Source organism: Hyphomicrobium sp. DY-1 (assembly GCF_047497105.1).
GTDB lineage: Bacteria > Pseudomonadota > Alphaproteobacteria > Rhizobiales > Hyphomicrobiaceae > Hyphomicrobium_B.
In genome coordinates this window covers 1,879,920-1,897,296 of sequence record NZ_CP134870.1, presented here as the reverse complement: position 1 = coordinate 1,897,296, position 17,377 = coordinate 1,879,920, and the positions used below count along the sequence as shown (strand labels likewise).

Genomic DNA, 17,377 nt, shown 5'->3' with positions numbered 1-17,377 from the left:
GAGGAATTGCGAGATCAAGTTGCGGCACGAAGCATTCGCGCGTACGCGAAGCTTATGTCGATAACGCGCTCGTACTCAAATTCCATGAATCAGAGCCCCCCAACCCCGGATGCGACGACCATCTTCGCGCTCTCGAGCGCGCCGGGTCGCGCGGGCGTCGCCGTCATCCGCATTTCCGGACCGGCTGCTCAGGGCGTGCTGCAGAGAATGGTGGCGCCGATACCCAAGCCACGCGTCGCTGCCTTTCGGACCATTCGTCATCCCGAGACAGGCGAAGCGCTTGACCGCGCGGTCGTGCTTTGGTTTGCGGCGCCTTTGTCCGAAACAGGCGAAGACGTCGTCGAGTTCCAAGTCCACGGCAGCCGGGCCGTCGTCGCAGCTCTTCTGTCCGCTCTGGCCACCATTCCCGGATGCCGCTTGGCAGAACCCGGAGAATTCGCCCGCCGCGCCTTCGAAAACGACAAGCTCGATCTTGCCGAAGTGGAAGGCCTTGCCGACCTCGTCGATGCCGAAACCGAGGCCCAGCGCCGCCAAGCCCTCGCGCAAGCCGGAGGCGTTCTCTCGCGACTCTACGATGGCTGGCGCGGGCGCCTCATTGAAATTGCCGCGCTCACCGAAGCGGCTATCGACTTTTCTGACGAAGGAGACGTCTCCGCTTCGTCGTTCGCCGAGGCTCGAAAACGAGCGGAAACATTGGCGAAAGAGATCGCGGCGCATCTGGACGATGGCCATCGCGGCGAAATCCTGCGCGATGGTTTTCGCGTTGCTCTGCTCGGCGCGCCGAATGCCGGAAAATCGTCGCTGCTGAACGCGCTCGCCCGGCGCGATGCGGCGATTGTGTCCGCCGAAGCCGGCACCACGCGCGACGTCATCGAAGTCCGCCTCGATCTCGGCGGCCTTCCGGTCATCGTCTCCGACACAGCTGGCATTCGCGATGCCGCGAGCGAAGTCGAACAGGAAGGCATCCGCCGCAGTCTTGCCGCCGCCCGCGACGCCGATCTGATCCTGTGGCTGACGGAAAAAGCCGAGTCGATTCCACCGCTTGGCTTTTCACGTGAAACAAGTCTTGTAATTCGTTCCAAAGCCGATCTTCCACATGAGTCGCAGATGGAACCGGACTTTGGCGATTTGGCCATCTCCGCGAAGACCGGCGCGGGTCTCGACCGTCTGATCGCAGTCATCTCAGAGCGTGCGAAACAGGCTGTCGGCTCGCAAACAGACCCCGTCATCACCCAGGCGCGCCATCGGCAGGCCCTCGAAACGGCCTTGGCCGACGTGACCGCTTTTCTGGCTGAAAGCCCCGAGCCCATCGAACTCCGGGCCGAAGATGTCCGCCGCGCCGCCCAGGCTCTGGGCCGTATCACCGGCCGCGTCGACGTCGAAGACGTGCTCGACCAAATTTTCAGCCGTTTCTGCATCGGCAAGTGATGGCGACACCGCCCCTCTCGCACGATAAACAGGATTACGATTTGGGGGCGGCGTCTCCCGGCGGAACAACGCTTGACGACGCTTACTCTTCAGACGAGCGCTGGCACCGGTGAGCCCGATGCTAAGGCCGCCGCCGGGGTGTCAACCGGAGGAGCCCAGGGAAATATGCGGCCCGGGGTGAGTCCAAAAAGTTTCACGTGAAATGATTCTTTGGATTCGCAAGCCTGGATTTTCCTCCATCCCGCCCAAACACCCGATTCTGCCGCTTCCGGCCCGCTCGACGAAGGAGAGTCGGAAGCCGCATTCGAAAAACTAAGGGCGTTTCGCCTTTTGCCGTGCCTCAAGATTTGCGCTAAATCGCGGCCATGAACCGATATGACGTCATCGTCGTGGGCGGCGGACACGCCGGAACCGAGGCTGCAGCCGCCGCGGCGCGCATCGGCGCGCGCACGGCGCTCGTCACGCACGCCTTTGCGACCATCGGCGAAATGTCGTGCAATCCGGCCATCGGCGGCCTCGGCAAGGGCCATCTGGTTCGGGAAATCGACGCCCTTGACGGCTTGATGGGTCGCGTCGCCGACGTTGCCGGCATCCAGTTCCGCCTTCTGAACCGCTCCAAAGGCCCCGCCGTCCATGGCCCGCGCACTCAAGCCGACCGCAAACTCTATCGTCAGGCCATGCAGGCCGAAATCGCCGCAATTCCAAATCTCGATGTCATCGAAGGCGGGGTCGAGGACCTGATCGTCGAAAACGGCCGCGTGGAAGGCGTGATCACGGCCGACGGTCGCCTGGTCCGCTCCGGCGCCGTTGTCCTGACGACGGGCACGTTCCTGAACGGCCTCATTCACATGGGCGAGCAGAAAATCCCGGCTGGCCGGGCAGGGGAGTCCCCGGCGTTGAAGCTGTCCGACCGGCTTTACGCTCTTGGCTTGAACCTCGGTCGCCTCAAGACCGGCACCCCAGCCCGCCTCGACGGCAAGTCCATCGATTGGTCCGGCCTTGAAATGCAAAAGGCTGACGACGATCCGGTCCCATTCTCGTTTTTGACCGAGACAATCGCGACGCCCCAAATCGCTTGCGGCATCACCTATACGACGCCGGAAACCCACGACATCATTCGCGCCAATCTCGCCCGTTCGCCGATGTATTCGGGCCAGATCGAGAGCGTCGGCCCGCGATATTGCCCCTCGATCGAAGACAAGGTCGTGCGCTTCGCTGACCGGACCGCGCACCAGATTTTCCTTGAGCCCGAGGGCCTCGACGACGACACGATCTACCCGAACGGTGTCTCGACCTCGCTTCCGGCCGAGGTTCAGAACGCATTCCTGAAAACCATGCCGGGGCTCGCAAACGTCGTTATCAAGCGGCCGGGCTACGCCATCGAATATGATTACGTCGATCCGCGCGAACTGACGCCGGGCCTCGAAGTGAAGCGCTTGCCGGGCCTGTTCCTGGCTGGCCAGATCAACGGCACAACTGGCTACGAAGAAGCGGGTGCCCAGGGCCTGCTGGCCGGCATCAACGCCGCGCGAACCGCCGGGCGATTAACCATAGATTCATATACAACGGATTCACGTGAAACTGTTTATTCAGAAATGGATTCACGTGAAACGTACAGTATTTCGCGCACTTCCGGTTATTTGGGCGTCATGGTCGACGACCTCGTCACCCGCGGCGTTTCCGAGCCCTATCGCATGTTTACGTCGCGGGCCGAATTCCGCCTGAAACTCCGTGCCGACAATGCCGACCAGCGCTTAACGCCCGAGGGCATCCGCCTCGGCGTCGTCGGGCCGGAGCGCGCCCGGGCCTACGAGGCGAAAGCCAAAGCTCTGTTCGACGGCCTTGACTTGTTGAACCAACTCTCGCTCACCCCGACCGAAGCCGCCCGCCACGGCCTGGCGGTCAATCGCGACGGCCGCCGGCGCAGCGCTTTCGATCTCCTGGCCTTCCCGGAGATTTCGCTGGAGCGGCTGAAGGCCGTCTGGCCCGAGATCGACCGCATTGAACCCAAGATCGCCGCTCAGCTCGAGGTCGACGCCCGCTACGCCGCCTACCTCCGCCGCCAGGATGAGGACGTGGCCCAGCTGAAACGGGATGAGGCCGTCCGCATCCCGGACGACTTCGATTACGCGAGCTTGCCCAGCCTTTCGGCCGAAATCCGCCAGAAGCTTGTCCGCCACCGCCCCGCGACCATCGCCCAGGCCGGACGCATCGAGGGCATGACGCCCGCCGCGCTTTTGACCCTGCTCGCCCGCCTCAAGGCCGCCAAGAGCGAAAAATCCGGCCGTAAGTCCGCCTGATGGCCCGATCTCGCACGGAAGCCCGCATCGACACGCCAGCCGCGTTCCAGGCGCGGTTCGGCATCTCCAACGAGACCCGCGAAAAGCTGGAAATTTACGAAACCCTGCTGAAGAAATGGCAGAAGACCATCAACCTCGTCGCCTCGAGCACCCTGGACGATATCTGGGACCGCCATTTCGCCGACAGCGCCCAGCTCTGGCCGCTCCGGCCCCCAGAGGCCAAAACCTGGCTCGATTTGGGCTCCGGCGCCGGCTTTCCGGGCCTCGTGCTCGCGATCCTGGCCTCCGAGACCGGCCAGACCCACCATACGCTGGTTGAGAGCGACAGCCGGAAGGCGGCTTTCCTGCGGGAAGCCGCCCGTCAGACCGGCGTGGCTGTGGACATTCTGTGCATGAGGATCGAAAATCCCGAGACTCACGCTAAGGTAGGCGTGGCCGACTGCGTCACCGCGCGCGCGCTCGCACCGCTGTCCAAGCTGGTTGAGATCGCAGCGCCGTATTTCGGGCCTTCTACGCTTGGGTTTTTCCTGAAAGGCCGTGACGCCACGGCCGAAGTCGAAAAGGCGGCTCAGGATTGGCAATTTGCCTTTGAGCTGATTCCAAGCGTTACGGAAGAGGACGGCCGCGTTGTGTTGCTTAAAGCGTTGAAACCCCGGGTGTCGAAACCCAAGACGGAGGGATAACCCGTGGCCGGTTACGTCTCAGGCGCGGGCAGTGCAAACGCGGGTCCGCGCGTCGTCGCCATTTCCAACCAAAAGGGTGGCGTCGGCAAGACCACGACGGCGATCAACCTCGGCACAGCGCTCGCTGCCGTGGGTGAGCGCGTGCTTGTGCTCGACCTCGATCCCCAGGGGAACGCTTCTACTGGTCTCGGCATCGATATCGAAAAACGCTTCCAGACTTCGTTCGATATTCTGACGAGCGGCGTCGCGATCCTCGATACGGTCCTGAAAACGGCCGTTCCGAACCTTTTCGTCGTGCCCGCAAACAACGATCTCGTCGGCATCGAGCCGATGCTGGCCGCCGATCAAAACAAGGCATTCAAGCTGCGCGACGCCATCACCGCGATGGTCGGACACCAGCGCACGCGCGATCCCGAAACGCACTTCACCTACGTGCTGATTGACTGCCCGCCGTCGCTGAACCTGCTGACGCTCAACGCCATGTCGGCTGCGGATGCGGTCATCGTTCCGGTCCAGTGCGAATTCTACGCGCTCGAAGGTATTTCACAGCTCAAAGACTCGATCGAACAGATCCGCGCAACACTCAATCCGCGCCTTGAAATCCAAGGCGTCGTGCTGACGATGCACGACCAGCGCGTCTCGCTCTCTCGCGAAGTCGCAGCCAACGTCCGCGCCTTTTTCGGCTCGAAAGTCTACGACACGGTCATTCCGCGGAATACGCGCATTGCCGAAGCCCCCTCACACGGCAAGCCGATCCTTCTCTACGATTACGACTGTGCCGGCAGCCAGGCCTACATGCGCCTGGCGACTGAGATCATGGAACGCGAGCGGCGCTTCAAGGCCGCTTGAGACATGTAAGAAACGAGCGGATTTAAAGAACAAACCGATCAGCAGGGGACTGAAAAGCAGATGAACTCGATGGTGCCGAAGAGCCGCCTGGGCCGTGGCCTCGCCTCTCTCATCGGAGAGCCGGCGCCGATGGGGCATCGCCTGCCGCCGGAAGGCGAGCAGCGCATGGTCTCCATTTCCGAGGTGACGTCGAGCCCGCTCAACCCCCGCAAGGATTTCCGCGACGACGAGTTAGCGGAACTGGCCGAGTCGCTTCGCACCAAAGGCTTCGTGCAGCCGATCATCGTTCGTCCGAACGGCATGGCAGGCGGCTATGAGATCGTCGCTGGCGAGCGCCGCTGGCGCGCTGCGCAGAAGGCAGGGATCCACACCATCCCTGTCATCATCCGCGAACTCAGCGACCGCGAGGTCCTGGAACTCGCGATCATCGAAAACGTCCAGCGTCAGGACTTGAACGCCATCGAGGAAGCGACCGGCTATCGCGAACTGGTCGAACGGTTCGACTATAGCCAGGAGCAGGTCTCTGAGATCATCGGCAAGAGCCGCAGCCATGTAGCGAACACGCTGCGCCTTCTGAAGCTGCCCGCCGACGTGCAGTCGCTTGTCCAAAGTGGCCAGATCAGTGCCGGTCACGCCCGCGCTTTGATCGGCCGCGAGGATGCCGGCAACATCGCCAAGCAGATCATCGACAACGGCCTGAACGTTCGCGATGTCGAAACGCTGGTGCAGACGTTCGGCGAACCGGGCAACACCGGCGGCGGCAACCGCCGCGCCCGCGACAAGGACGCCGACACCAAGGCCTTCGAAAAGGAGCTGACAGACCTCCTGGGTCTCAAGGTCGAAATCCGCAAGGCGTCCGGCGAAAGCGGCACGCTCATGATCCGATATGGCAACTTCGATCAGCTTGACTATATCCGCCAGCGGCTGGGCGGAGGCTGACGATTTTAAGCTTTTCTCGCGTTTTCGGATGAGTATCGCTTGATTATCCGGCGCTGGCTTGATGGTGTGCGCTCGCTTGGGTTCGAACGTCGAACCGAACCGCACGAGACGCAAGACATGAGCGAAGAGAATACCCTGGACCGGCTCGCCGCGTTGATTCACTCGCGGCGTTCCGACACTTCGGGAAAGTCCTATACATCTCAACTGCTGACCGCCGGGACCGAGCGCTGCGCCAAGAAGTTCGGCGAGGAAGCGGTCGAATTGGTCATCGCGGCGATGGGCACCGACGACAAGGCGGTGCGCGCCGAAGCCGCCGATGTGCTCTACCACCTGCTGGTGCTGCTTGAATCTCGCCAGATCGCCTTCGCCGATATCCTGATGGTTCTCGACGGACGTATGGGCACTTCAGGTCTCGAAGAGAAAGCCTCCCGCACCAAAGGCACGACGTGAACGCGCGGTACACACCGAAGCGACGAACGAAGACGCGTGACGACGCGCGGCTCGAAAGCTTGCCGTTTTCTCCCTATCGTGTCTTTACCCGCGAGGAATGGGCGAGGCTGCGCGCTGACACGCCGATGACGCTGCAGCCGAACGAGCTGGAACAGCTCTCCGGTATCATCGAGGAGCTGTCGGTCGACGAGGTCGAGCAGATCTATCTGCCGCTCTCGCGCCTTCTCAACCTCTACGTCGCCGCTGCGCAGAAGCTTTATTCCGTTAGCTCTGAGTTCTTAGGGCGCAAGGATACCAAGGTTCCCTTTATCATCGGCGTTGCCGGATCGGTTGCGGTCGGCAAGAGCACGACGGCCCGCGTTCTGCGGGCGCTTCTGGCGCGCTGGCCGGATCATCCGCGCGTCGATCTTTTGACGACCGACGGCTTTCTCTTTCCGAATGCCGAGCTGGAGCGTCGCGGCCTGATGGCCAAGAAGGGCTTTCCCGAAAGCTTCGATACCGAACGGCTTTTGCGCTTTCTGGGCGATATCAAATCCGGCCTCACGAGCGTCGCAGCGCCAGTCTATTCGCACTTTCAATATGACGTTCTTCCCGGTCAGGAAGTCCTGATCGAGCAGCCCGATATTCTCATTATCGAAGGCTTGAATATTCTGCAGCCGGCCGAAATGCCCAAAGACGGCGGCACTATTCCGTTCGTTTCAGATTTCATCGATTTCTCGATTTATATCGACGCCGATCCGGCCGTGATCGAGAATTGGTATCTGACGCGTTTCATGCGTTTGCGTTCGACCGCATTTCGCGATCCCGGCGCTTACTTCCATAAATACGCAACCCTCGCCGCCGACGAAGCCCGCCATGTGGCGCTGAAACTTTGGCGCGAGATCAACTTCGAAAACCTCGAAAAAAATATTCTGCCGACACGGCGGCGCGCGCAGCTCATCCTGCAGAAAAGCGAGAGCCACCGTGTCGAATCCGTATACCTCCGCAAGCTGTAGATTTACGCATGGTCTCTAAACGGCGGGCAAAAAAATGGGCCGCTTGGGGACGCGGCCCTGGCGAGTGATCACAGGAAAGATCGCTCTATAGTCGACGATTTGAAAAGGGTTTGGTGTCTTCGAAATACCGGGCTTTAGCGGCCGTGCTGAATAAGCGCCGAAATAGGCTCTGCAGCCACTGGCACTGCGGCTCTCATTTCCTTCGCCAGCTCGATGCGCGTCTTCATCGCAAAGACCTTATATTTGTCGCGAAGTCGCCGAATGGCCGACGGGTCGGAATATCCCATCATGCGAATGGCGGTGGTCGGCTTCATTTCGGGGTGAACACGCAACAATTCGTCCAATCGGGCGATCCGGTCGCTATCATCAATGCCGGTCCCTTTCGGGCGGCCGCGTCGGACAGGAGCGTGAAGCATTTTTTTTGAACCTCGAAACAAAGCGATTCAGTAATTTCGAGATTGCGGCAAGTTAAATCGTAATTCCAGGGAGAATAATTGTGAGTCCGAATTGGACACGAAATACCCCCTAAACATTCTCCTGTCGGACGGCGTTCAACTCAAAATAGAGATATCAATACGCCCCGGAATGGGATCCGGGGCGTAAAATGACCTCACGAAATAATGCCGTGTTGCCGGGCATATTCCGAGAGCGAAACAGCCGGCCGGGCGCCCGTATGGCTGATAATTTCCGAAGCCGCCAAACTCGCCAGCCGGCCAGCAGTTTCCAGATGCAAACCTTTTGCATATCCGAAAAGGAATCCCGCCGCATATAAATCGCCGGCACCCGTCGTATCGACGACCTCTTCAACGGGGAAAGTACCAATTCGAATTGTTTCGCCTTCGAAGTGAATCTCGGAGCCTTTTGCGCTTCGCGTCAGAACCGCAAGCTTCGCATCGGCACGCGCTTTTTCCGCCGCAAAATCGAAGGATTCCGTTTGGTAGAGCGATTTGATCTCGGATTCATTTGCGAAAAGAATATCGATGCCGGAGCGAATGAGTTTGAGAAACTCATCGCGATGGCGATCAACGCAAAAGCCATCTGAAAGCGTCAGCGCCGTTTTTCGCCCCGCTGCTTTTGCAGCTTTATGCGCCGACCGAAAAGCGGTCATCGCTTGCGGCTGATCGAAGAGATAACCTTCGAGATAAAGAATGGACGAAGCGCGGATCAATTCGAGATCGAGTTGCGTTTCTTCGATATTCGTCGAGATGCCGAGATAGGTATTCATCGTGCGCTCGCCGTCGGGCGTGACGAGAATGAGAGAACGCGATGTCGGCGTTCCATTCGAAATCGGCGAGGCACCGAATTCAACTCCGATAGAGCGAATGTCGTGTGAGAAAATCCGGCCGAATTCATCGTCGGCAATCGTACCGATGAACGCTGCGCTTCCGCCGAATGAGGCAACGCCTGCAATGGTATTTGCGGCCGATCCACCCGACGTTTCGATCGCAGGCCCCATGCCCGAATAGATCTTCTTGATCTCGTCCGCATCGACGAGCCGCATGCTGCCTTTTGCAACGCCGACGTCGGCGAGAAAAGCTTCGTCGCATCGCCCGATGATATCGACGATCGCGTTACCGATCCCGATCACGTCGTAACGCGCATCAGTCATGAAGGTCCCCTTTATTCTCAGATGAAAAGCGCTGGCACTATAGGGAGGCGCAGCCGACCTGCAAGCAGGCCTTAGCGGCGGCTCGCCGCAGCGGCAGATATCGCAGCCATCGACGACAGCGCCAGGATGAGGCGCTCGGCGATGACGTCTTCGAGATTGGACGAGAGCCGCGCCGTTTTCGCCGCTTCCGCGATCCGGCGCAGCGCCTGGTCGAGCTGGCTGCGCGACCAACTGCGAACCTGCCGCGAAAACAGATCTTTTTGCTTGAAGAACAGCGGCGGTCGCAGCGATTTCAGCGCATCATCGAGCCTTTGCCCGCCATCGACATCGCTGCGCACGCGATGCAGCTTCAGGAAATAGCGTTGCAGAACGCCAATGATCATCTGCGCATTTTCGCCCGACGCCATCGCGCGTCCAAAATCACCGATGGCGCTTTTTGTGCGTCCATCGGCGACAGCTTCCGCAATCCGTTCGACAGCAAGCCCAGCCGCGTCGCCGACGAGCATATCGACGTCTTCGAAGGTGATCTGCTGTCGCCCGAGACAGTAAAGGGCCAGCTTCTCAATTTCCGAGCGCGACAGCGCCCGGTCGGCGCCGAGGCGGCTTTGCAGCAGATCGCGCGCATCGCCGTCGATCTTGAGCTTGAACGACGTGAGCACATCGGAGATGAGTTCGTCGATATCGGCGGCGGTATCCGGATAGCAGGCGACCGCATAGCACGACGCCTGCTTTTCAAAGAGCGCGCGCAGCGTGTCGTCCGCTTTCAAGCTGCCGGCTTCGACGATCAGCAGACCTTCGAGCGGCACCGACGCCAGAATGGGTTTCAGCAACTGCGCTGAGATCTTTCGCCCCGCAATCGCCCTGACGATCCGCCGCCCCGAAAACATCGGACGTGTTTGAAGCTCCGTCTCTAATAGCCCAGTATCGTCGTCGAGCTCCGTCTCATCGATCTTGAGGATTTCGCCCGGCGGGTTTTCGCGGCTCGCCAGAACGCGCGCCAGCGTCGCTGAGCGTTCGCTGACTAGGCCCGGATCGGAGCCGTGAAACAGCACTGCCGCCAGATCGGCTGGTGGCGCCTTCATGAAGGCAGCGGTTTGTTGTGGTTTGACGGCGGCCATGAGCAAGCTCTTACAGGGCGGCAGCCCCGAAATGAAGAGCGGCTAGGCCTGATTGCTCGCGAGAACGGCGAGCAGTCGCGTGCGAAGCTCTTCGCCGACCGTTTCGGCCGCGCGGTTCTCAGCGTCCTGCCGGGCTTCGACGTTGGCAAAGATCGACGACACGCGATCGAACGATGCCCGGCCGTAGCTGGAGCCCGTGGCAACGACTTTCTTGTCCGACAGCCGCACGAGGCTGTAGGAGGCGTCGATGCCGTAAATCTGGTTGCCCGCGTTGCCGTCGACCGCGACGAGCATCGACGTGACGGATTCGCGGATTGCGATATCGAGGCGATACTTCGGCGGTGCGGGAGACCCGCCGCCCGTCGTCTGGAAGATCAGTTCGTTGCGGATGCGCTGTCCGACACGGCCCGGAATCGGCGCGACATCTACCGACGCCAGCCGCTCGTTGATTGCGGAGCCGTTGATCAGCGCCGAGCCATAGAGCGGATGAAATCCGCCGTTGCCGCAGCCGCCAAGTATGGGAAGTGTCAGAAGTGCGGACGTCAAAAACAGGCCACGTACAGCCGCAAGGCCGTACTTGCCCCCCAGTCCAAACCGCCCCTCAGCCAACGACATTCACGATCCTCTGCGGAACGACGATCACTTTCTTCGGCGACCGCCCTTCAAGAGCACGCGCCACCGTCTCAAGCTTCAACGCCGCCGCCTCAACTTCCTCGGACTTCGCACTGCGCGAAATCACAAGTTCGTCCCGTCGCTTACCATTAACCTGTACGGCAATGGTCACTTGATCGTCAACGAGTAGCTCAGCCTCAGCGGCGGGCCACGGTTCGTTCGCGACCAGCGTGTTGTATCCGAGCCGCGCCCAGCACTCTTCAGCCAAATGCGGCATCATCGGGCCGATCATCAGAACCAGAAGTTCGGTTGCCTCGCGAAGTGCCCACGCCGTCTCAGGATTCCGCTTCGATAGGGCGGATTGGAGAACATTGGAAAACTCGTGGACATTCGCCACAGCGACGTTGAACCGAAGGGCGTCGATGGCTTTGCCGACGCCGTCCAGCGCTCGGTGCGCGGCTTTTCGAACCTCCAGCGCCTCGCCACTGAAGGAGGCCGGCTTCGCACCTTTCTCGCCCGGATAAGCCTCTGCAACCTCTTCGACGATTCGCCAGACGCGCTGGATGAAGCGCCCGGCGCCCGCCACACCCGCTTCCGTCCAGATGACGTCACGCTCCGGAGGACTGTCGGAGAGCATAAACCAGCGGGCGCAGTCCGCGCCGTAATGGGCGATGATGTCGTCGGGGTCGACGAGGTTCTTCTTCGACTTCGACATCTTCTCGATAGAGCCGATCGCGGCCGGTTTTCCCGTCGCGATCTCGGTCGCCTTGCGGCTTGCGCCTTCGCCTTCGAGCCGAACGTCGGTCGGCAACAGCCAGGTCCCGTCTTCGGATTTGTAAGTCTCGTGCGTGACCATGCCCTGCGTGAACAGCGCCGCAAACGGCTCGCGCGTGTTCGTCGAAAACGTCAGATGGCCGGTGTCGCACATCGCCCGCACGAAGAAGCGCGAATAGAGCAGATGCAAGATCGCGTGCTCGATGCCGCCGATATATTGATCGACCGGCAGCCAGTATTGCGCCGCGCTTTTATCGACCGGTGTTGGCGCTTCCGGTGCCGTGAAGCGCACGAAGTACCAGGACGAGTCGACGAACGTGTCCATCGTATCGGTTTCGCGTAAAGCCGCCTCGCCGCAGATCGGGCACGTGGTGTGCTTCCACGTCGGATGCCGGTCGAGCGGATTGCCGGGCTTATCGAACGTTGCGTCTTCCGGCAGTTCGATCGGCAGGTCTTTTTCCGGCACCGGCACGGGGCCGTGCGTCTTGCAGTGAATGATCGGGATCGGGCAGCCCCAATAGCGCTGACGCGAAATGCCCCAATCGCGCAAGCGATAATTCACTTTGCGCGCGCCCTGCGGCTTTGATCCGAGCTTCTGCTTTTCGAGCCGCTTCGCCGCTTCCTCGAATGCGGCATCCGTCGAAAGCCCATCGAGAAAGCGCGAATTGATCATCGTGCCGTCATCGACGTAGGCCTTGTTCGTCAGCGCGAACGTCTCGACCTTTTCGCCGGGCGGCAGAATGACAGGCACGACCGGCAGCTTGTAACGCAGCGCGAAATCCATGTCGCGCTGGTCGCCGGACGGGCAGCCGAAGATGGCGCCGGTGCCGTAATCCATCAGAATGAAATTTGCGACGTAGACGGGCAATTCCCAACTGTCGTCGAACGGGTGCACGGCGCGAATTCCCGTATCGAAACCACGCTTCTCGGCCGCTTCGATTTCGGCGACGGACGTGCCCATGCGCCGAACCTCGTCGCAGAACGCTGCAAGTTCTGGGTTCTTTTCAGCCGCAGCTTTCGCCAGCGGATGATCTGCGGCAACCGCCAGGAACGATGCGCCGAACAGCGTGTCGGGTCGCGTCGTGTAGACTTCAAGCTCGTCGAAACCTTTGGGCGCCGTCTTCAGATTGAGCGCCCAGCGGACGAGCATGCCTTCTGAGCGGCCAATCCAGTTCGCCTGCATCAGGCGCACCTTCTCCGGCCACTTATCAAGCGTATCGAGATCGGAGAGCAGCTCTTCAGCGTAATCGGTGATCTTGAAGAACCACTGCGTCAGCTCGCGCTGCTCAACGAGCGCGCCGGACCGCCAGCCGCGGCCGTCGATAACCTGCTCGTTCGCAAGCACGGTGTGATCGACCGGGTCCCAATTCACCTTCGACGACTTACGATAAGCAAGGCCTTTCTTCAGCAGATCGAGAAAGAGCTTCTGCTGGTGCCTGTAGTAAGCGGGTGAGCACGTCGCGATCTCGCGCGACCAGTCGAGCGACAGGCCCATCGACTTGAGCTGTCCCCGCATTGTGTCGATATTGGCGTAGGTCCAGGCGCCCGGATGGACCTTCCGCTCCATCGCGGCATTTTCCGCCGGCATGCCGAAGGCGTCCCAGCCCATCGGATGCAGCACGTTGAAGCCCTTCGCCCGCTTGTAGCGCGCGACCACGTCGCCCATCGCGTAGTTGCGGACGTGGCCCATGTGAATGCGCCCCGACGGATAGGGAAACATCTCAAGGACATACGACTTAGGCTTCTTCTGATCCTCCGAGGCGCGGAAGATGTCCGCCTCTTCCCAGATCGACTGCCAGTGTTTTTCACGCTCGGGCGCGTTGTAGCGTTCGTTGGCCATGGGGCCTGGATCTCATTCAAATGCTTGCCGGAACGCCGTAAAGACCCCGAATGGTAAAAAGGGTCAAGGGATGGGTTTCTGCTGACCCCTCCGCGACCGCTGCAGAATTCAATTTCTTTCATATGGAGAATGAAGGTAGATGCGGTAACATATTGAAATAAAAAGCGCCCATGTCTGAGCACGAGCGCCTTTTACTATTGTCAGGTCAGGCCTGCGCCGAGTTGTCGGCACGGGCGCAGATTTGGTCTCAGCACGTATGCGCACCGGCGCCGGCTTCAGCGACCGTCTGATCCTGCACGCCGCTGCCGCCCGAGACGCCGATGGCGCCGACGACGTTGCCGTCTTTATCCTTGAGCGGAATGCCGCCTGCGAAGATCATCACGCGATCATGGTTCGAGGCGTGAATGCCGAAGAACTGGTCGCCCGGCTGGCTGTTTTCGGCAAGCTCTTTGGTCGAGATGTTGAAGGCACGTGCCGTAAACGCTTTATTGATCGCGATATCGATCGATCCGATCCATGCGTTGTCCATGCGAATGTGCGAAATGAGGTTCGCGCCTTCATCGACGACGGCGATGTTCATCGGCTGGCCGATTTCCTTCGCCTTCTTTTCTGCGGCGTCGATGATGCGGCGAGCGTCGGCGAGTTTCAGCATGTGGGGAATTCCTCTGCGGGGGGTGGAACGGATGCGTTATGTAGTGCTGGAGCTTGACCACAAAATTGCGACACTTGTTCACTGCGTGTCGGAATGGCTATGGGAAGCGAACAGCGAGTGAGGAAAGTGTGACGAGCGTCAGTTACCACGAAAGCGCGGTCGACAGGTTAAAGCACATAAAGGACGAAATTGTTGCCGCCGCCAAGGCTGCCGGCCGCGACACTGAAAGTGTCGAGCTGATTGCTGTCTCTAAGACTTTCGATGCAGATGCCATTCGCCCGGTCATTGCTGCAGGGCAGCGAATTTTCGGCGAGAACCGCGTCCAGGAAGCGGAGCGTAAGTGGCCGCCGCTACGCACCGAGTTCCCGGATGTGAAGCTACATCTTATCGGCCCGCTGCAATCCAACAAAGCGAAGGAAGCTGTCGCCTTCTTCGATGTGATCCACACCATCGATCGCGAAAAGATCGCGCGCGCCATCGCCGCCGAAATGGAAAAGCAAGGCCGCGCGCTCGAACTGTTTGTGCAAGTCAACACCGGAGAAGAGCCGCAGAAGGCCGGCGTCATGCCCCGCGAGGCGGCGGCGTTTGTTGCGCTCTGCCAGGATGAGTTGAAACTGCCGATCTCGGGCCTGATGTGCATCCCGCCCGTCGACGAAGAACCCGCCGTGCATTTCGCATTTCTTGCCAAGCTTGCTCGCGAGCTTAGGCTGACCGGCCTAAGCATGGGCATGAGCAGCGACTTCGAAGCCGCCGTTGCGTTCGGCGCGACCTACGTTCGTGTCGGCTCGGCTATCTTCGGATCGCGGTAACACGTTTTCCCACCGCAAATTTTTGGCCCACCTCAGTCTCGCGTGGCGTCAGTGCTAGGGTCGTCCGAGTGATTCGCTTGGACTGTGTGCATCGACACGCGCGAGGACTGCCATGACCGCATCTGCCCAGAAAAAAGATCCTGTCGAGGTCGAAGCAAAGGCCGCCGCGGCCGAAGCCGCCACCGTCGCGCGGGACGAAGTTCTGGAGCAGGCGCCAAAGGCCGATCCGTCGAAAGACTCCGTCGCGAAGCTCGAAAAGACCAGCAAGACCGCGGTAAAAGACGCAAAGAAGTCCTGGCACGACTTCAATGTTGACGTCTGGCTGACGCCCTTCAACTCCATCGAGTTCGGACCGTGGAAACGAGACCGCAACCGCGGCAAGTCGCGCCAGTTCACGACCGACATGGATGTCTTCGCCGAGATCACCGAAAACGGCGAGCGGACCGGCGTGCTCGGCTATCGCAAGGAAATTTGGAAGGACGCGACCGGCATGGACAAGCGTCTCGTGCTCAAGCTGTTCTCGGATACGCTGAACTGGAAAGCCAGCATGGACATGATGCTCGGCCGTTCGGTGCAGCAAACGCTCGCGGCTGGCGGCTTTCCGGTGACGAGCTTCGCAATCAACACCAGCGAGGACGACAACCTCATTAGCGTCGAACGCTCAGCCGACAAATGGCCGTTGCTGCCCGAGAACTTCTCGTTCTTCATCATCCACGACGGCGAGCCGCGGTTTTACCGGTTCCGCCGTGACTATATCAATCTCGGTGGCGATTACACGCTGATCGACCAGCACGGCGACCACGTCGGCCACATCGACGGCGCCATTCTCACGATCGGCGGACGCTGGCGCTGCAAACTGCGCGGCGACCATATCGACCAGCGGCTGTTGCAAGTGATGAAGCTGTTCACCGGCATGGTGTCGTTCAACAGCCAAGCCCGTCGCCACGTCAAACATATTGCGCGAGACATCCGCGACGGCCGGCTGAAGCCCACAATTCAGCGCCAGGAAGCCGACCTCTATATGAATCCGCGCCGCATCCGTTAAACGCCGGGATCAATCGGCGCTGAGTTCAGCCGAAGCAAATGCTCCGATCCGAACTTCGCCTGCTTTGCGTCATCGGCCGAAACGGCGATGGCCCAAAGCATAAAGACCGAGCACACGCTTAAGATCGCGAAAATTGAGCGCAACAGCATAAAGGCCTCCCGAGCCGGTCCTGTGAGCCAGCCCGCACCTTACGTTCTGCCATCGGAAAAGGTTCCGTCGCCGCAACGACCTAATAGATCGCCGGCACGTACATGTCGTCCGGGACCGGCATGCGGTGATAATCGGGATGGTGCACGCGGTCCGGCAGGACCACCGGCGCACGTGGCACTTCGCTGTACGGAATCTGGCTCAGCAGGTGATGGATGCAGTTGAGCCGCGCCCGCTTCTTGTCGTCGGCATGGACGATCCACCACGGCGCTTCCGGAATGTGCGTGCGCTCCAGCATCGCTTCCTTGGCCTTGGTGTAGTCTTCCCAACGGCGGCGCGATTCCAGATCCATCGGCGACAGCTTCCACTGCTTGATCGGATCGTGAATACGCATCTGAAACCGCAGATGCTGTTCATCGTCGGAGATCGAGAACCAATATTTGATCAGTGTAATGCCCGAGCGTGCGAGCATCTTCTCAAACTCGGGAACGTCACGGAAAAACTCTTCAACATCGTTTTCCGTGCAGAAACCCATGACGCGCTCGACGCCCGCGCGATTGTACCAGGAGCGGTCGAACAGCACGACCTCGCCGCCTGCTGGAAGGTGCGGAACATAACGCTGGAAATACCATTGTGATCGCTCGCGTTCGGTCGGTGCCGACAACGCGACGACGCGTACGACACGCGGATTGAGGCGCTGCGTGATGCGCTTGATGACGCCGCCCTTGCCGGCCGCATCGCGCCCTTCGAACACGACGACGACTTTCGCCTTCGCGTTGACGACCCAGTCCTGCAGCTTGATCAACTCATGCTGCAGACGGAACAATTCCTTGAAATAGAACTGCCGGTCGAGAAGACCGGCATCTTCGTCGTGATCCTTGCCGTCGAGCAGGCGGGCGAGCCGATTGTCGTCGAGCTCCATTTCAAGCTCTTCATCGAAGCTGTCGGCGATCTCGGCTTCGACGCGTGCCATCATCGCGCGGTCGCTTTTGTCCTGCTCGTCCATCATCGCTCGATAACCTCTTTCTTAGTGGCTCGCTTCAACCCGCAAGGCCGATAGACAAACGAGCCATGTGACATCGCTGTGACAAGCTTGGCCATTGGCCAAGCTTGTCGAACGGCGCTGA

At 60.3% G+C, this 17,377-nt stretch carries 17 protein-coding genes; 9 read left to right on the top strand and 8 right to left on the bottom strand.

Annotation, left to right across the window (positions count from 1 at the left end; translation table 11 throughout):
- The first annotated feature begins 84 nt into the window (after window positions 1-84).
- The 7 genes from mnmE to coaA all read left to right on the top strand — a co-directional run bounded on the left by mnmE (window position 85) and on the right by coaA (window position 7,644).
- A complete protein-coding gene (gene mnmE / locus RLW41_RS08940) occupies window positions 85-1,428 on the top strand; it encodes a tRNA uridine-5-carboxymethylaminomethyl(34) synthesis GTPase MnmE (protein WP_414464262.1) in 1,344 nt (447 codons plus the stop codon).
- A 365-nt stretch (window positions 1,429-1,793) separates the two neighbouring features.
- Complete coding sequence (gene mnmG, locus RLW41_RS08935) at window positions 1,794-3,728, top strand: tRNA uridine-5-carboxymethylaminomethyl(34) synthesis enzyme MnmG (RefSeq protein ID WP_414464261.1); 1,935 nt, start codon at window positions 1,794-1,796, stop codon at window positions 3,726-3,728.
- Window positions 3,728-4,411, top strand: a complete 684-nt coding sequence (rsmG, locus tag RLW41_RS08930; RefSeq protein WP_414464260.1) for a 16S rRNA (guanine(527)-N(7))-methyltransferase RsmG — start codon at window positions 3,728-3,730, stop codon at window positions 4,409-4,411. The genes mnmG and rsmG overlap by 1 nt, the downstream gene beginning before the upstream one ends.
- A 3-nt stretch (window positions 4,412-4,414) precedes the next feature.
- On the top strand, window positions 4,415-5,260 hold the full coding sequence (locus tag RLW41_RS08925; protein WP_013950146.1) for a ParA family protein: 846 nt from the start codon (window positions 4,415-4,417) through the stop codon (window positions 5,258-5,260).
- 60 nt (window positions 5,261-5,320) lie between these two features.
- Window positions 5,321-6,199, top strand: coding sequence for a ParB/RepB/Spo0J family partition protein (locus RLW41_RS08920; protein WP_414464259.1), 879 nt, complete (start codon window positions 5,321-5,323; stop codon window positions 6,197-6,199).
- A gap of 117 nt (window positions 6,200-6,316) precedes the next feature.
- On the top strand, window positions 6,317-6,649 hold the full coding sequence (locus RLW41_RS08915; RefSeq protein ID WP_024274964.1) for a phosphoribosyl-ATP diphosphatase: 333 nt from the start codon (window positions 6,317-6,319) through the stop codon (window positions 6,647-6,649).
- Window positions 6,646-7,644 carry a type I pantothenate kinase gene (gene coaA, locus RLW41_RS08910; protein WP_409561499.1) on the top strand — a complete coding sequence of 333 codons (999 nt, stop codon included), beginning with the start codon at window positions 6,646-6,648 and terminating at the stop codon, window positions 7,642-7,644. Before RLW41_RS08915 ends, coaA begins: the two co-directional genes overlap by 4 nt.
- A 134-nt stretch (window positions 7,645-7,778) precedes the next feature.
- On the opposite strand, the gene RLW41_RS08905 is transcribed toward coaA, so the two are convergent.
- The 6 genes from RLW41_RS08905 to RLW41_RS08880 form a co-directional block, all read right to left on the bottom strand.
- Window positions 7,779-8,060, bottom strand: a complete 282-nt coding sequence (locus tag RLW41_RS08905; protein ID WP_414464258.1) for a hypothetical protein — start codon at window positions 8,058-8,060, stop codon at window positions 7,779-7,781.
- Between the two features lie 194 nt (window positions 8,061-8,254).
- On the bottom strand, window positions 8,255-9,253 hold the full coding sequence (locus RLW41_RS08900) for an adenosine kinase (protein ID WP_013950141.1): 999 nt from the start codon (window positions 9,251-9,253) through the stop codon (window positions 8,255-8,257).
- A gap of 71 nt (window positions 9,254-9,324) precedes the next feature.
- A complete protein-coding gene (holA, locus tag RLW41_RS08895) occupies window positions 9,325-10,371 on the bottom strand; it encodes a DNA polymerase III subunit delta (protein WP_414464257.1) in 1,047 nt (348 codons plus the stop codon).
- Window positions 10,372-10,413: 42 nt separating this feature from the next.
- The gene (locus tag RLW41_RS08890; RefSeq protein ID WP_414464256.1) at window positions 10,414-10,986 is read right to left on the bottom strand and encodes a hypothetical protein; all 573 of its coding nucleotides are present in this window, start codon (window positions 10,984-10,986) and stop codon (window positions 10,414-10,416) included.
- Window positions 10,973-13,597 (bottom strand): leucine--tRNA ligase, encoded by a 2,625-nt coding sequence (leuS, locus tag RLW41_RS08885; RefSeq protein WP_414464255.1) that lies wholly within the window; start codon window positions 13,595-13,597, stop codon window positions 10,973-10,975. Before leuS ends, RLW41_RS08890 begins: the two co-directional genes overlap by 14 nt.
- A 247-nt stretch (window positions 13,598-13,844) precedes the next feature.
- Window positions 13,845-14,249, bottom strand: coding sequence for a GlcG/HbpS family heme-binding protein (locus RLW41_RS08880; RefSeq protein WP_414464254.1), 405 nt, complete (start codon window positions 14,247-14,249; stop codon window positions 13,845-13,847).
- A gap of 176 nt (window positions 14,250-14,425) precedes the next feature.
- On the opposite strand from RLW41_RS08880, the gene RLW41_RS08875 reads away from it, so the two are divergent.
- Together RLW41_RS08875 and RLW41_RS08870 are read left to right on the top strand one after the other, a co-directional pair.
- Window positions 14,426-15,058 (top strand): YggS family pyridoxal phosphate-dependent enzyme, encoded by a 633-nt coding sequence (locus tag RLW41_RS08875; protein ID WP_414464582.1) that lies wholly within the window; start codon window positions 14,426-14,428, stop codon window positions 15,056-15,058.
- 112 nt (window positions 15,059-15,170) lie between these two features.
- Entirely contained in the window at window positions 15,171-16,103 is a 933-nt protein-coding gene (locus RLW41_RS08870; protein WP_409561492.1) for a hypothetical protein, read from the top strand.
- Here the strand turns inward: RLW41_RS08870 and RLW41_RS08865 are convergent.
- Together RLW41_RS08865 and ppk2 are read right to left on the bottom strand one after the other, a co-directional pair.
- Entirely contained in the window at window positions 16,100-16,252 is a 153-nt protein-coding gene (locus RLW41_RS08865; protein WP_409561491.1) for a hypothetical protein, read from the bottom strand. The genes RLW41_RS08870 and RLW41_RS08865 overlap by 4 nt on opposite strands.
- A gap of 80 nt (window positions 16,253-16,332) precedes the next feature.
- A complete protein-coding gene (ppk2, locus tag RLW41_RS08860) occupies window positions 16,333-17,259 on the bottom strand; it encodes a polyphosphate kinase 2 (RefSeq protein ID WP_409561490.1) in 927 nt (308 codons plus the stop codon).
- Between the last annotated feature and the right edge of the window lie 118 nt (window positions 17,260-17,377).